Here is a 13,460-nt window from a genome sequence, read left to right as displayed (position 1 = left end):
GCCCGTCCCCACGGGCTGGCGCTTTTGCGTTGGCAGGGACCGCACAGGCATCATGCGGATGTGGCTGCGATAAAGTGCAGACCCCGAAGGCCGCATCGCCATCCCACAGGCCGACGCGTGCCCGGCTCCCTCAGCGTCGCGCCCCTCACCAGCCTCTGGTGGACGCAGCGGAACGCTCCACGTGAAACAGCGCTCTTGCCAAAACCGCCAGCCCGCAGCATCTTCGGCGTCGGGCAGGCGATGGCGTCGCCGGTGCCGTTTGGCACGCCCTGTCACCGGGTGAGTTCCCATCATCCAAAGACACAACCGTCCTGAACGCCGGGACCTTGCTTTGTCTCTGCGGCAGGGTCGGGTTCCGCCCCTCCGCATCCAAAGGAGGGCCATATGGACCACCAAGTGAACACCCGCCCCGCCAGCTACCGATTCCACAACGGCGAGAAGGCTCCGCTGCCCTTCGCGCCCGAGGAATATGACGCCCGGCTCAAGGGGCTGCGCGCCGAGATGGCGGCGCAGGGCATCGACGCCTGCGTGCTCAGCTCGATGCACAACATCGCCTATTACTCGGGCTTTCTCTATTGCAGCTTCGGGCGGCCCTACGCGCTGGTGGTCACCGCCTCCGAGAGCGTCACGATCAGTGCCGGCATCGACGCTGGCCAGCCGTGGCGGCGCTGCCATGGCGATAACATCACCTATACGGACTGGGCGCGGAACAACCTGTGGCGCGCGGTGCGGCAGGTCACCGGCAGCGGCAAGGTGATCGGCTATGAGGGCGACCACCTGACGCTGGCGCAGAAGGCGCTGCTCGATGAGTTCCTCGCGCCGGCGCAGAGCCGCGATATCGCCCCCGCCACCATGCGCCAGCGGATGATGAAATCCCCCGCCGAGATCGCACTCATCCGCCATGGCGCGCAGGTCGCCGACATCGGCGGCTATGCCATCCGCGAGGCGGTGCGGGAGGGCGCGCGCGAGATCGACATCGCCATGGCCGGGCGCGACGCGATGGAACTGGAGATCGCGAAGCGTTTCTCGGATGCCGAGTATCGCGACACATGGGTGTGGTTCCAGTCGGGGCTCAACACCGACGGCGCGCATAACCCGGTCACCGCGCGGGCGCTGCAGCGGGGGGATATCCTCTCGCTCAACTGCTTTCCCATGATCTCGGGCTATTACACCGCGCTTGAACGCACGCTGTTTGTCGGCGAGGTCGATGCCGCCTCGCTGGCCATCTGGGAAGCCAATGTCGCCACACACGAGCTTGGCCTGTCGTTGCTGAAGCCGGGGGTGAGCTGCGCCGAGGTCACACATACGCTCAACGGCTTCCTGTCAGAGCGCGATCTGCTGCAGTACCGCACCTTCGGCTATGGCCACAGCTTTGGCGTGCTGTCGCATTATTATGGCCGCGAGGCCGGGCTGGAACTGCGCGAGGACATCGACACGGTGCTGGCGCCCGGCATGGTGGTGTCGATGGAGCCGATGCTGACGATCCCCGAAGGCCAGCCCGGCGCGGGCGGCTACCGCGAGCACGACATTCTGGTGATCACCGAGGACGGCGCGGAGAACATCACCGGCTATCCCTACGGCCCGGCGTTCAACGTGGTCGGCTAGGGGTTGGTCCGAGGGGGCGCTGCCCCCTCGGCGCTGCGCGCCTCACCCCCGGGATATTTTCGCCAAGAGGAAGTAGGACGCGCGGGCTGTGCAGCGGCGGAGCTTGGCTTGTTTTGCCGCCAGACGGTTGATTTTCCTGCGCCGACAGGTCACCTGAGGAGAAGGCGCGCCGCGCCTGCGCGCCGCATCATCAGGAGAGCCCCCGTGACCTATGTGAAATGGACCTTCATCGTGCTCTTCTGGCTGCTCGTCGGCGCCTTCCTGCATTACACGCTGCCGCAGCATGACATCGCCCGCATCACCGACACCTACGAGAAGCGCGAGACACCGGGTTCGGTGAACCGCTGGTTCTGGAGTCAGGCGGGCAGCAAGAGCGCCGCCGCAACCGGCGGGCGCGACGTGTTCTTCATCCAGACCCGTCTGGCGAACGACAAGGTGATGGTCTACCGCAACGAGGACACCAGCTGGGGCTGGCCGCCCTATTTCAAGTTCGACACTTCGAACCTGCAGGCCGAGGCCAACGACCTGCGCTCGGGCGCCTCGGAGCCGCAATGGGTGGCGATCAAACATTACGGCTGGCGCAACGAGTTCCTGTCGATCTACCCCAACGCCGTCTCGATCCGCCCGGTGGACGGGCCCGACGTGCGCATCATTCCTTGGACGAACATCATCGTGCTGACGCTGCTGGCGGCCTTCGCATGGGCGGTCTGGGTGCGCTGGCGGCGGTTCCGCCGCGCCCGGATCGACCCGGCGCTGGAAGAGATGGGCGACAATCTCGACGAGGCGGGCGGGCGCATTCGCGGGTTCTTTGGCGGCAAGAAGAAGGGCTGAGGCCCGACTTGCACAAGGCTCGCACCAGGGGGCTTTCGGCTCTAAGGTGTCTTAGATTGCGCCGAAACAAAGCCTAAACAGGAACGGAGGCACCGCCATGGGGTTCACCCAAGCCGTAAAGACCTGCCTAAGCAAATATGTGACCTTCTCGGGCCGCGCCGCCCGCTCGGAGTTCTGGTGGTTCGCGCTCTTCGTCTATGGCGGCGGGCTGCTGCTGGGGTTGCTGGATCTGGCGCTCTTCGGGCAGACCACCACCGTCACCACCGAAACCAGCGCCGCCGTGTCGTCGCAGACGCAATTCGCGCCGTTCTCGTCGGTCTTCGGACTGCTGGTGGTGCTGCCCTACATTTCGGTCACCGTCCGGCGGCTGCATGACACCGACCGCAGCGGTTGGTGGTATTGGCTGGCGCTGATCCCGCTGATCGGGATCATTGTGCTGATCGTCTGGCTTGCTTCGAAGGGCACGCCGGGGCGCAATCGCTTCGGTGAAGAGCCCCTCGGAGCCGTCGCGCCGCCAAACTGATCAAACCTCCCTGATCAAACCTGTCTAAGTACCCTCAGGCGGTGCCGGTGGCGCGCAGAATCTGCGCCCAGACGCCGGGCACATCGTAGAGCGTCCATTCGCGGCGCAGGCCATCGGGGCCGAACTCCACCTGCGTCATGCCAAGGATGTGCACCGGCGCACCGGTGGGGGCGCCGAAAGCGCCGTGGCCGTCATGAGCGCCGCTGAGCGACCATCGCAGGCAGGCCCGCGGCGGCGACAGAGGGTCCTCGACGCCGAGCGCGTGGTCCACCTCGAACCGTGCCGAGGGGAAGGCCGCGCGCAGCCCCAGCCAGAAGGTCTCGGCCTCGCGCGGGCCGCAGCCGGTCTCCGCGCCGGGAAGAAAAAGCTCGGCAGCCGGATCATACTCCTGCGCCATCACCGCCAGTTCGCCGTCCATCACCCGCTCGAGCAGATCGGTCAGCGCCGCGCCCCACGGGCTGTTGTTGCCGCGCGCGGTATAGCGCGGCGGGCGGGTCTCGCGCGGCGCGGCGGCCAGCCGCCAGCGCGCGCCTTCGAGCATATCGACGCCGATCTGCCGCAGGATCGCCGCCTCGTCGCGCAGCACCCATTGCTCGTGCAGCTGCCCTGCCACGCAATGCCGCTCGGTCATCTGGGTGAACTGCACGGGCGCGCGCGACGGCGGGCCGTAGAGCCCCGCCCCGTCGTGCCGCGCCGTGACATGAAACCGCTCGGCGGCGACAAAGGCGTTCTGCGCCGTCGCCTGCCAGAGGCGCTCTTCGGAGAGCAAGCCCGCACCGCTCAGCGCCGCCGCCCGCGCCGCCAGATCCGCGCCCAGCACCTCGGGTTCCACAAGCGCGCCAAGTCCTTCGTGCGAGATCACCTCTGGCGCCAGATACTCCGCGAGACGGTCGAGCCGCCGGGCCTCGTCGAGATCGCCGATCAGCGCGGAGAGATAGGCGGCCACATCCGGCCAGCGCGTATCGAACCCGGCGAGAAACGGCACACTCAACGACTCCCGTAGTAGAGGCCAACCACATGTTCGGCCTCAGCAAAAAACAACCACCGCGAGACAAGCACGCCCGCCACATGCGAGACAAGGGAAATGAGGGCCAGCAGATGCAGCGCCGCGCCGGGCAGGGAAAGCAGCAACAGTGCGAGCAGACCGGCCACCGGCAGCAGCACCGCCAGCAGCAGCGCGATGATCCGCAGCTTCAGTGCATGGCGGCGGGCGACCACAAAGACCATCTCGCGCGTCAGGTAATTGCCGCCCGTATGCGGTGCAAAGAGCGCGCGGGGCGTGCCCTGCGGCCCTAGGCCGGTGGCGCTGGCAAGGGTGCTGGCGCTGCGCGCAAAGCGGCTGTCGCCATCGATCCACACCCAGACCTGCAGCGCGCCGGTGAGGGGCAGCAGCACCAACGCCGCGAGCACCTGCCCCACCAGCAATGCGCCGCCCGCCAGCGCATAGCTAAGAAACAGCACCGGGGTCGAACTGTGGTGCCAGCGCGGCACGGTTTTGAGTTGCGCATAGATCATCGCGGTCGCGGTGACGGTGGCCAAAGCCGCCAGCGCGGCAAGCCAGCCGAGCGACAGGACCGGGGTGCCGATGAGCAGCGTCAGACCGTAGCCGCCGCCCAAGAGCAGCGTGATCACCGCCGCCCAAGCCTCGCGCGAGAGCCAGCTGCTGCGCCACTGGCTGAACGCCTTGAGCGCGCGCTCGCGGTGCCCGAGATGAAAGGCCGAGGCGGCGAGCCCGGCAAGCGCCAGCGCATAGGCCAGCGCGAGGAAGGCGAAGGCGGTCCAGCCGGTGGGCGGCGAGAGGTCGATGCCGAGCCAGAACAGCAGGCCGAAGCCGAGACCCGAGAGAGTGGTGAAGACCAGTAGCGAGGGGGCCGGATGCATGGTCAGAGCCTCGCAAGCGTGCGGTCGATCCAGCCCAGCAGGCCGCGCGGCTCTTCGGCCACCGGCTCGAGGAAGGGCGCCAGCACGTCCACCTCGCCCTGCCACGCATCGCGCGGGCGCGGCGGCAGGTAGCGGTTGACCGGCTTGGTGCCCTGTTCGGGCATCAACTCGATCCCGCCACGTTCCTCGACCAGCAGGCTGACTTCGCTTTCGGGGTCGGCAAGATCGCCGAAATGCCGCGCCCCGGCTGGGCAGGTGCGCACGCAGGCGGGCTCGCGGTCCTCTTCGGGCAGGGTCTCGTTGTAGATGCGGTCGACGCAGAGCGTGCATTTCTTCATCACCCCCGCCGCCGGATCCATCTCGCGCGCGCCATAAGGGCAGGCCCAAGCGCAAAGCCCGCAGCCGATGCAGTCGCTCTCGTTGACCAGCACGATGCCATCCTCGACCCGCTTGTAGCTGGCCCCGGTGGGACAGACGGTGACGCAGGGCGCATCGGCGCAATGCAGGCAGGACTTGGGGAAATGCACCAGCTGCGCGGGACCGGCCTCGGGCGTCACCTCGTAGCTGTGCACGCGGTTGAGGAAGGTGCCCGAAGGATCGGCGCCATAGGGGTCCTGATCCGACAGCGGGCTTGGCTGGCTCTGGGTGTTCCAGCCCTTGCAGGCCACCACGCAGGCGTGACAGCCGACGCAGGTATCAAGGTCGATCACGAGGCCGAGTTGTTTGTGCGTGTGGTCGGGGTGGTCTGTCATGATCCGGCGTTTCGTCTGAGTGGCGGGCGAAGGACCGGGGCGCTGCCCCGGACCCCGGGATATTTGGGTCTAGACGAAGCGCCTAGGTGGGCCGCCAGAGCGGCGGGAAAGCGGGCTGCGCTTCGGGCGGCGGCGGCGTTTTTTCCAGCCGGACGCGCAGGTCGAACCATGCCGCCTGACCGGTGACCGGGTCGGAATTCGACCAGCGGAGGCCATCACCGCGCTCGGGCAGAAGTTCGGGGATCAGGTGATTGAGCAAAAAGCCCTTGGTGGCCTCGGGTGCCGCCGCATCGAGGCCCCATGCGCCTTTGCGCTTGCCGATGGCGTTCCACGTCCAGACCACCCCCTCGCTTTGCGCCTCCATGCGGGCGGCGGGCACGGTGATCTCGCCATGGGCGGAGATGACGCGCAGCCAGTCGCCTTCGGAGAGCCCCAACTCGCGCCACCAGACACCGGGGACATAGAGCGGGTTCACCCCGTGTATCTGCCGCAGCCACGGGTTCTGACTGCCCCAACTGTGATACATCGCCATGGGCCGCTGGGTGATCGCATGCAGCGGATACTCGGCTGGATCCTCGAAGCCCTCCGACAGCGGCGCGCTCCACGTCGGCAGAGGCTCCATGGCGGCGGCGATGCGCAAGCGTAGCGCCTCGGGAGGCTGCCGCGTGCCCTGCCCTTCGGCGGCGCGCTGGAAGCGGCGCAGCGGCTCGGACCAGAGCTGCACCAGATAGGGCGCGGGTTTTTCCAGCAGGCCGGTCGCTACCGCCCAGTCCTGATACGCGCGGTTCCACGGTTTGTAATAGGCGGCCTCGGGCGGCACCGGGATGCCGTGCACGCCGCCCTGTGCGATATAGCTGTCCAGCTGCGCCGCATTGGGTGTGCCGCGCCCGTCCTGCAGCCCGTGCGGCCCCATACGGAACCCAGCGAGCGGGCCGATGCCGGGCTTGCGCTCGTGGTTGGTGATGTAATCGGCGTAATCACCATAGACCGGCGCGCCATCCTGCCACATGCCCGGCAGGCCGAGCCGGGCGCCGAGATCCAGCAGCACCGACTGGAAGGGACGCACATCGCGGTCCGGCGCCACAACCGGCCAGCGGATCGCGTCGGCGGCCATATCCGGCTCCGACACCGGGCGGTCGAGCAGCGAGATACAGTCGTGCCGCTCAAGATAGGTGGTGTCGGGCAGGATCAGATCGGCATAGGCGACCATCTCGGACCGATAGGCGTCCGAGTAGATGATGCGCGGGATGAGATAGTCGCCCGCTTCGTCCTGCGCGGTCAGCATCTCCATCGTGCCGGCGGTGTTCATCGCCGAGTTCCAAGCCATGTTGGACATGTAGAGAAACAGCGTGTCGATCCGGTAGGGATCGCCCGCCACCGCATTGGCGATAACCATATGCATCATGCCGTGCACCGAAAGCGGCGCCTCCCAGCTGAACGCCTTGTCGATGCGCAGCGGGGCGCCCGTCTCATCCACCGCCAGATCCTCGGGGCCGAGCGGGTAGCCCAGCGGCGGGCCGTCCAGCGGCTGGCCGGGGCGGGCCTGCGCATGCGGTCTGGGATGGGCCTCGGGCGGTTTCGGATAGGGCGGCTTGAAGCGGAAGCTGCCCGGCGTCTCCACCGCGCCCAAAAGGCTTTGCAGCAGATGCAGCGCGCGGCAGGTCTGGAACCCATTGGAATGCGCCGAGACGCCGCGCATCGCGTGCATCGCCACCGGGCGCCCCGGCATCGTACGATGCGCCCGACCGCGAAAATCTGTCCACGGCTGGTCAAGCTCCACCGGCGCCTCGAAAGCCGCGCGCGCGAGTTCGGCGGCCAGCCAGCGGATGCGCTCGGCGGGCAGGCCGCAGCGCTCGGCCACAGCCTCGGGCGCATATTCCGGCACCATGTAGCGCGCCGCGATCATCTGCATCACCGAGCGGTGGGTGATCCCGGCGCGGCGCAGATGGCCGGTCAGCTTGGGCTCCACCCCTTCGGCATCCCAAGGCGCGGGGCGACCGGTCTGGGCGTCGATCACCTGCATCCGCCCCTCGGCGTCGCGCAGGAAGAGGCCATAGCTTTCGGACTTCGGATCGCAGTCCACCAGCACCGGCGCATTGGTGAAATGCGCGAGGAACTGCAGGTCGATCCGCCCGGCCCGCAAAAGTTCGTGCACCAGCGACAGGATCAGCAGCCCGTCGGTGCCGGGGGTGATGCCGACCCACTCGTCGGCGATGGCGCTATAGCCAGAGCGCACCGGGTTGATGGACACCACTTTGGCGCCGCGCGCCTTGAGCTGCGACAGGCCCATCTTGATCGGGTTGCTGTCATGATCCTCGGCCACGCCAAACAGCAGCAGCAACTTGGCGTGCTCCCAATCGGGGCTGCCGAACTCCCAGAAGCTGCCGCCCAGCGTATAGATCCCCGCCGCCGCCATATTGACCGAGCAGAAGCCGCCGTGCGCCGCGAAATTGGGCGTGCCGAATTGCTGCGCCCACCAGCCGGTGAGGCTTTGCGACTGGTCGCGCCCGGTGAAGAAGGCGAGTTTTTCGGGCGCCGTCTCGCGCAGCGGTTTCAGCCAGTCCACGGCGGTCTGCAGCGCCTCCTCCCAGCTGATCTCCTCGAACTCGCCCGATCCACGCGGACCCACCCGGCGCATCGGCGCACGCAGCCGCGCCGGAGAGGTGACCTGCTTGAGCCCCGCCGCGCCCTTGGCGCAGAGCACGCCGCGATTGAGGTGATGATCGCGGTTGCCCTCGATATAGACCGGCGCGCCGTCCTTGAGATGCACGTCGATCCCGCAGCGGCAGGCGCACATGTAGCAGGTGGTCTTGCGGATCTCGTCCGAGATCCGCGGAGAAGTGTCGAGCTGCCGTTCGGTCTGCGCCATGCGGGTCCAAGCTGCGGGTAAAATGCGTTGCCTGACACGACGCTAGGGCACAGGCCCCCGTCCTGACCAGAACTTTCCCGATCACCGATCCGCGACCGGCGAAGCGGCGCCCGAAGCGGTCAGCCGACGGCGAGCGCGGCGCCCGCCGCCTCGGAGGGCGCGGTCTGCGAAACGCCCTGTCTGCGGGCCACCTGTTCCTGCAGAAGCTCGGCAACGCGCGCGCCCCATGCGTCCCAGTTCAGCCGCTGCTCGTATTCGGCGCGGGTGCTGCGCGTCAGATCCGCGTAGCGGCCGGGCGCATCGAGACAGCCGAGGATCCGCGCGGCGAACTCTTCGGCGCCACTGCCCGGCGGCAGCGCAAAGCCGTTGATCCCATCGCGCACCGGCACGCCGCCGATGCGCAGGCACAGCGAGGGCACGCCATGCGCCGACGCCTCGCAGAAGGCGAACCCGTAGCTTTCGAAGCTCGGCATCACCACGAAATGGGCGCGGGCGTAGAGCTGCTGGAACAGCGCCGCCTGCGCGGGCACGGATTTGTCGAGCTGCGGGTGCACCTCCACATGCGGCGGGGCGCTGCCTTCGGGCGGCACGCAGCCGATCACCGTCAGCCTCGCGTCGATGCCGCGTGCGCGCAGCAGCGCGGTGACCTCGAGCGCCAGCGGCCCGCCCTTGGCCCACCAGTTGCGCCCGACCAGCAGCAGATGCACCGGCTTCGAGCGCGCGATCGCCCGCGGCGCCGGAGCCGGAGGCGGCGCGATATTGGCCCCCCAAGGCACCAGCTGCGCCTTGTCGTCGGGCAGGCCATAGCGCGCCTGCGCCGCGTCCATCAGCCATTGCGACGGCCAGAGCAGCAGGTCGGCGCGGCGAAAGACCTCGGCCTCGGCGCGCTCGACCCAAGCGTCGAACAGTCGCCCGCCGGGGATCATGCCGGGGTGGGCCTGCCCGATCTCCGAGCAGCGGTAAACGCTATGCGTGGCATCGGAGGTATAGGCGACGGTCATCGGATAGGGCAGCCGCAGGTCTTTCAGGGCCTGAAACGCATAGGCCCCGAAGAGCACATCGAAACGCTCGCGCCGCAGCGCTGCCTCGATATTGCGCGCCACCACCGAGGACAGCGCCATCTGGGCCCGCCAGCGCAGCCGCAGGCTCAGCGCGTCGGGCAGGCGCAGGATCGCGCGGCGCAGCGGTTCGGCGGCGCCCCAGCCGGTGGGCAGGATGGTCACCTCTCCGGCGTGGTTGCGCAGCGCATCGTGAATCCGCGCGTTGCCGCCGGAATAGAGGTTCCGGTCGAGCGGCGAGAAATCACTCAGATAGGCGATCTTGAGAGCGCGTTGGGCCATGGGTCTCGTTTTACACGTCAGCCGGATTTCCCCCAAATCCTGCGCGAACAATCGGGCGTTACCGCGGCGCTATGGGAACAATCCGGTGACTTTTGCTGAGATTAAATAAACCCCGGCGCCGCAAAACACCTCCCCCCGGCCCAAGCTCCGCCATGATTGTGCCAATTCTGCCAGCTAGAGCAGGGCAAGGCTCCGGTGGCAGGCGACAGCGCCACGCGGGACTGATATGTTGAGCGGATGGTCTTGCGGCATGGGGGTGCCGCCCGTCCCTGTCCAGAGTAAGCGTTTCACGAGCATCGCGACCCGGTATGCCCAACCCTCTTGCCTTTCTGATGCTGGCGCTCTGGCCGATCGTGACGATCGTGCTGTTCCGCCGCATGGCGCCCGACCGGGCGCTGATCCTGGCATTGCTGGTGGGCTATCTGTTCCTGCCCGAGCCGCCGGCGGTCTTCGACCTGCCGATGTTCCCGCCGCTGACCAAGCACAATATCCCGGCGCTCGCCGCCTTTGCCTTTTGCCTCTGGCGCTATGGGATGCCCGGCGGGCTGCTGCCGCAGTCGATGATGGGGAAGGTGCTGCTGATCACCTATGTGGTCTCGCCGGTGATGACCGTGGTGACCAACACCGAGCCGGTGTTTTTCGGCCAGATCGGCCTGCCGGGGCTGGGCATCAAGGACGCGGTGGCGCTGGTGCTGCAACAGTTCCTGATCGTCCTGCCCTTCCTGCTGGCGCGGCAGTTCCTCGTGCAGGGCGGCTCGCAGCGGCGGCTGCTGGTGGCGCTGATCTGGGGCGGGGTGGTCTATACGCTGCCAATGCTGATCGAGCTGCGCATGTCGCCGCAGCTGAACAACTGGGTCTACGGCTATTACCAGCACCTCTTTGCCCAATCGGTGCGCTCTGACGGCTACCGGCCCGTGGTGTTCCTCTACCATGGGCTCTGGGTCGCCTTCTTCATGATGACAGCCACCGTCTCGGCCTGGGCGCTGTGGCGGACCGAGCGCAACGGCAAGATGCTGATGATCGCGCTGTGGCTGACGCTGATCCTCGTGCTGGCGAAATCGCTGGGGGCGCTGATCTTTGCCATCGTGCTGATCCCCTCGGTGCTGTTCCTGAGCCGCTTGGGGCAAATCCGCGTCGCCATCCTGATCGGCATGGTCGCGATCACCTACCCGGTGATGAAGGGCACCCATCTGATCCCCGAAGAGCGCCTGCTCAATCAGATCGCCAAGATCGATCAGGAGCGCGCCTATTCGCTCGACTTCCGCTTCGACAATGAAAACACGCTGCTCGACCGCGCCTACGAGAAACCCGTCTTCGGCTGGGGCAGCTGGGGACGCAACCACATCCTCGACCCGGTCAGCGGCAATATCCTGACGGTGACCGACGGGCGCTGGATCATCGTCATCGGCGTCTATGGCTGGGTCGGCTTCCTTGCCGAGTTCGGGCTGATCCTGCTGCCGCTGATCCTGCTCTGGCGCGAAAGCACCGCCGCGAACAACGACATCATCACCCCCTTCATCGCGCCCTTGTCGCTGCTGCTGGCGATCAACCTGTCGGACATGGTGCCCAACGCCACGCTCACGCCGCTCACATGGCTCGTCGCAGGCTCGCTCACCGGCTACGCCGAGGCGCTGCGCGCAGGGCGGCTGAACCGCGCTTCGGTCGAGCAGTCGCGAGCGCTGAAATGGCAGTCCATCCTCTGACCTGATGCCCACGCTCCCTGTGATGTCCTCCTCCCGCAAACCCCGTGTTCTGGCCATCGCCGAGGCCGCCAACCCCGAGTGGGTCAGCGTGCCGCTGGTCGGCTGGTCGCTGGCCGATGCGCTGCGCGAAGTGGCCGAGGTGCATCTGGTCACGCAGGTGCGCAACCGCGAGGCACTGCTGCGCGCCGGGCTGACCGAGGGCCGCGAGTTCACCGCGATCGATTCCGAGGCCTTCGCCCGCCCGATGTGGAAGCTCGCCGAGGCTCTGCGCATGGGCGAGGGCAAGGGCTGGACCATGGTGCAGGCGATCAGCGCGCTGAGCTATCCGTGGTTCGAACGGCTGGTCTGGCAGCGCTTCGGCGCCGAGATCACCGCGGGTGAGTGGGACATCGTGCACCGCATCACCCCGCTCAGCCCCACCACCGCCTCGCCGCTGGCCGGGCGCTGCGCCGGCGCGGGCGTGCCCTTCGTGCTTGGGCCTTTGAACGGCGGCGTGCCATGGCCCAAGGGTTTCGACGCCGAGCGGCGGCGCGAGCGGGAATGGCTGAGCTACCTGCGCGGCGCCTATAAGCTGATGCCCGGACGCGGCGCCACGCTGCGCCACGCCAGCGCGATCCTCGCCGGCTCGCGGCACACCGCCTCGGAAGTGCCCGCGCGCCATGCAGGCAAGCTGGTCTATCTGCCCGAAAACGCCATCGACCCCGCGCGGTTCAACAAGCGCGCCACCCCCGCGCCGGGACCGCTGCGCGCGGCATTCGTTGGGCGGCTGGTGCCCTATAAAGGGCCGGACATGCTGCTCGAGGCCGCCGCGCCGCTGCTGCGCGACGGGCGCATGGTGCTCGAGATGATCGGCGACGGGCCGATGCGCGCCACGCTCGAAGCGCAGGCGACGGATCTGGGCATCGCCGATGCGGTCACCTTCCACGGCTGGCTCGATCACCGCGCGGTGCAGGATGTGCTCTGCCGCTGCCACCTGCTGCCCTTCCCCTCGATCCGCGAGTTCGGCGGCGGTGTCGTGCTCGAGGCGATGGCGCTGGGAGTGGTGCCGATGGTGGTCGATTACGCCGGCCCGGGCGAGCTGGTCACGCCCGGCACCGGCTTCAAGCTGCCCTGCGAGGATCGCGCCGGGATCGTCGCCGGATTTGCCGCCGCGCTCGAGCGGCTGGCGCGCGATCCCTCGGCGCTGCCCACCATGGCCGATGCGGCGCGCGCGCGCGTCGAGCAGAGTTTCACATGGAGCCGGAAGGCGCAGCAGATCGCGCAGGTTTATGAGTGGGTTCTGCAGGGGAGCCCGGGTGCGCCGCCGGATCTCCTGTGACCGCCTCGGGCTGCCACGAGATGATCCGCGCCGGAACCCCGGCCACCACCGCCCCGGCGGGCACATCGCGCGTGACCACGGCATTGGCGCCGATCACCGCGTGATCGCCCACGGTCAGCGGACCAATCAGCTTGGCCCCGGCGCCCACGTCTACATGCCCGCCCAGCGTCACCGCCCCGGCCAGCGTGACCTGATGAAAGAGCAGGCAGTTGACCCCGATCACCGCGTCCGAATGCACCACGATGCCCTGCGGATGCGGCATCCGCAGGCCGCCACCGATCTCGGTGCCCAGATGAATCTCGCATTGCGTGATGACCGACCAAACCCGGTGCACCAGCACCCAGTATTTCGACGCCAGCTTGCCAAACACCCCGCCCCGCGCCCGCGCGGCGCTGTAACGGCGGATGGCGCGCAGCAGCTTCTGCCCCGGATCCCAGACCCCGCGCAAATCCTCGCGCGTCCAGTCCGGCACCTGCGCCGAAATCCTTTCACCTGCCATGACGGCCCCACCCCACTCAAACGCCACAGGTCTGCCCGACCAGCCGACATTTTTGCCCTCGGCTCGCAGTTTCGCAACACTTATGAGGCTAGGATACCCCGAGCCGCCTTTTCCTTTGCAGCCCGGACAGCGCCGCCGC

Annotated in this window: 11 protein-coding genes; 5 read left to right on the top strand and 6 right to left on the bottom strand. The window is 67.8% G+C overall.

The genetic code is table 11. The features are described from left to right. The first annotated feature begins 384 nt into the window (after positions 1–384). The 3 genes from G0A00_RS03230 (at position 385) to G0A00_RS03220 (ending at position 2,959) form a co-directional block, all read left to right on the top strand. On the top strand, positions 385–1,605 hold the full coding sequence (locus G0A00_RS03230; protein WP_164178627.1) for an aminopeptidase P family protein: 1,221 nt from the start codon (positions 385–387) through the stop codon (positions 1,603–1,605). A 204-nt stretch (positions 1,606–1,809) separates the two neighbouring features. Beyond that, positions 1,810–2,436 (top strand): DUF1523 family protein, encoded by a 627-nt coding sequence (locus tag G0A00_RS03225; RefSeq protein WP_164178625.1) that lies wholly within the window; start codon positions 1,810–1,812, stop codon positions 2,434–2,436. Positions 2,437–2,533: 97 nt separating this feature from the next. Then, positions 2,534–2,959: a DUF805 domain-containing protein gene (locus tag G0A00_RS03220; RefSeq protein WP_164178623.1), complete on the top strand. Its 426-nt coding sequence runs from the start codon at positions 2,534–2,536 to the stop codon at positions 2,957–2,959. Positions 2,960–2,993: 34 nt separating this feature from the next. Here G0A00_RS03220 and G0A00_RS03215 read toward each other — a convergent pair whose 3' ends face one another. The 5 genes from G0A00_RS03215 to G0A00_RS03195 all read right to left on the bottom strand — a co-directional run bounded on the left by G0A00_RS03215 (position 2,994) and on the right by G0A00_RS03195 (position 9,801). Next, positions 2,994–3,944 carry an ester cyclase gene (locus G0A00_RS03215; RefSeq protein ID WP_164178621.1) on the bottom strand — a complete coding sequence of 317 codons (951 nt, stop codon included), beginning with the start codon at positions 3,942–3,944 and terminating at the stop codon, positions 2,994–2,996. A gap of 2 nt (positions 3,945–3,946) precedes the next feature. Then, positions 3,947–4,840 carry a DmsC/YnfH family molybdoenzyme membrane anchor subunit gene (locus tag G0A00_RS03210; RefSeq protein ID WP_164178619.1) on the bottom strand — a complete coding sequence of 298 codons (894 nt, stop codon included), beginning with the start codon at positions 4,838–4,840 and terminating at the stop codon, positions 3,947–3,949. A 2-nt stretch (positions 4,841–4,842) separates the two neighbouring features. After that, a complete protein-coding gene (locus tag G0A00_RS03205; protein ID WP_164178617.1) occupies positions 4,843–5,592 on the bottom strand; it encodes a 4Fe-4S dicluster domain-containing protein in 750 nt (249 codons plus the stop codon). A gap of 82 nt (positions 5,593–5,674) precedes the next feature. Further along, positions 5,675–8,461: a molybdopterin oxidoreductase family protein gene (locus G0A00_RS03200; protein ID WP_164178615.1), complete on the bottom strand. Its 2,787-nt coding sequence runs from the start codon at positions 8,459–8,461 to the stop codon at positions 5,675–5,677. A gap of 119 nt (positions 8,462–8,580) precedes the next feature. Then, positions 8,581–9,801: a glycosyltransferase family 4 protein gene (locus tag G0A00_RS03195; RefSeq protein ID WP_164178613.1), complete on the bottom strand. Its 1,221-nt coding sequence runs from the start codon at positions 9,799–9,801 to the stop codon at positions 8,581–8,583. A 308-nt stretch (positions 9,802–10,109) separates the two neighbouring features. Here G0A00_RS03195 and G0A00_RS03190 point away from each other — a divergent pair, with 308 nt between their 5' ends. Continuing rightward, positions 10,110–11,504 carry a hypothetical protein gene (locus G0A00_RS03190; RefSeq protein ID WP_164178611.1) on the top strand — a complete coding sequence of 465 codons (1,395 nt, stop codon included), beginning with the start codon at positions 10,110–10,112 and terminating at the stop codon, positions 11,502–11,504. A 22-nt stretch (positions 11,505–11,526) separates the two neighbouring features. Next, a complete protein-coding gene (locus G0A00_RS03185; RefSeq protein ID WP_164178610.1) occupies positions 11,527–12,822 on the top strand; it encodes a glycosyltransferase family 4 protein in 1,296 nt (431 codons plus the stop codon). Here the strand turns inward: G0A00_RS03185 and G0A00_RS03180 are convergent. Next, entirely contained in the window at positions 12,734–13,321 is a 588-nt protein-coding gene (locus tag G0A00_RS03180) for a serine O-acetyltransferase (RefSeq protein WP_164178608.1), read from the bottom strand. The two genes, G0A00_RS03185 and G0A00_RS03180, sit on opposite strands and share 89 nt — an antisense overlap. Between the last annotated feature and the right edge of the window lie 139 nt (positions 13,322–13,460).

This window comes from Salipiger sp. PrR002 (assembly GCF_010500775.1).
GTDB lineage: Bacteria > Pseudomonadota > Alphaproteobacteria > Rhodobacterales > Rhodobacteraceae > Salipiger.
The sequence above is the reverse complement of the archived record's forward strand: the minus strand, read 5'-3'. Positions and strand labels throughout refer to the sequence as shown.

What these genes read in the sequence shown, in the direction of transcription:
- G0A00_RS03230 (WP_164178627.1), top strand. Translation starts at nt 385, where the DNA reads ATGGACCACCAAGTGAACACCCGCCCCGCCAGCTACCGATTCCACAAC.
- G0A00_RS03220 (WP_164178623.1), top strand. Translation starts at nt 2,534, where the DNA reads ATGGGGTTCACCCAAGCCGTAAAGACCTGCCTAAGCAAATATGTGACC.
- G0A00_RS03210 (WP_164178619.1), bottom strand. Translation starts at nt 4,840, where the DNA reads ATGCATCCGGCCCCCTCGCTACTGGTCTTCACCACTCTCTCGGGTCTC.
- G0A00_RS03205 (WP_164178617.1), bottom strand. Translation starts at nt 5,592, where the DNA reads ATGACAGACCACCCCGACCACACGCACAAACAACTCGGCCTCGTGATC.
- G0A00_RS03200 (WP_164178615.1), bottom strand. Translation starts at nt 8,461, where the DNA reads ATGGCGCAGACCGAACGGCAGCTCGACACTTCTCCGCGGATCTCGGAC.
- G0A00_RS03195 (WP_164178613.1), bottom strand. Translation starts at nt 9,801, where the DNA reads ATGGCCCAACGCGCTCTCAAGATCGCCTATCTGAGTGATTTCTCGCCG.
- G0A00_RS03190 (WP_164178611.1), top strand. Translation starts at nt 10,110, where the DNA reads ATGCCCAACCCTCTTGCCTTTCTGATGCTGGCGCTCTGGCCGATCGTG.
- G0A00_RS03185 (WP_164178610.1), top strand. Translation starts at nt 11,527, where the DNA reads ATGTCCTCCTCCCGCAAACCCCGTGTTCTGGCCATCGCCGAGGCCGCC.
- G0A00_RS03180 (WP_164178608.1), bottom strand. Translation starts at nt 13,321, where the DNA reads ATGGCAGGTGAAAGGATTTCGGCGCAGGTGCCGGACTGGACGCGCGAG.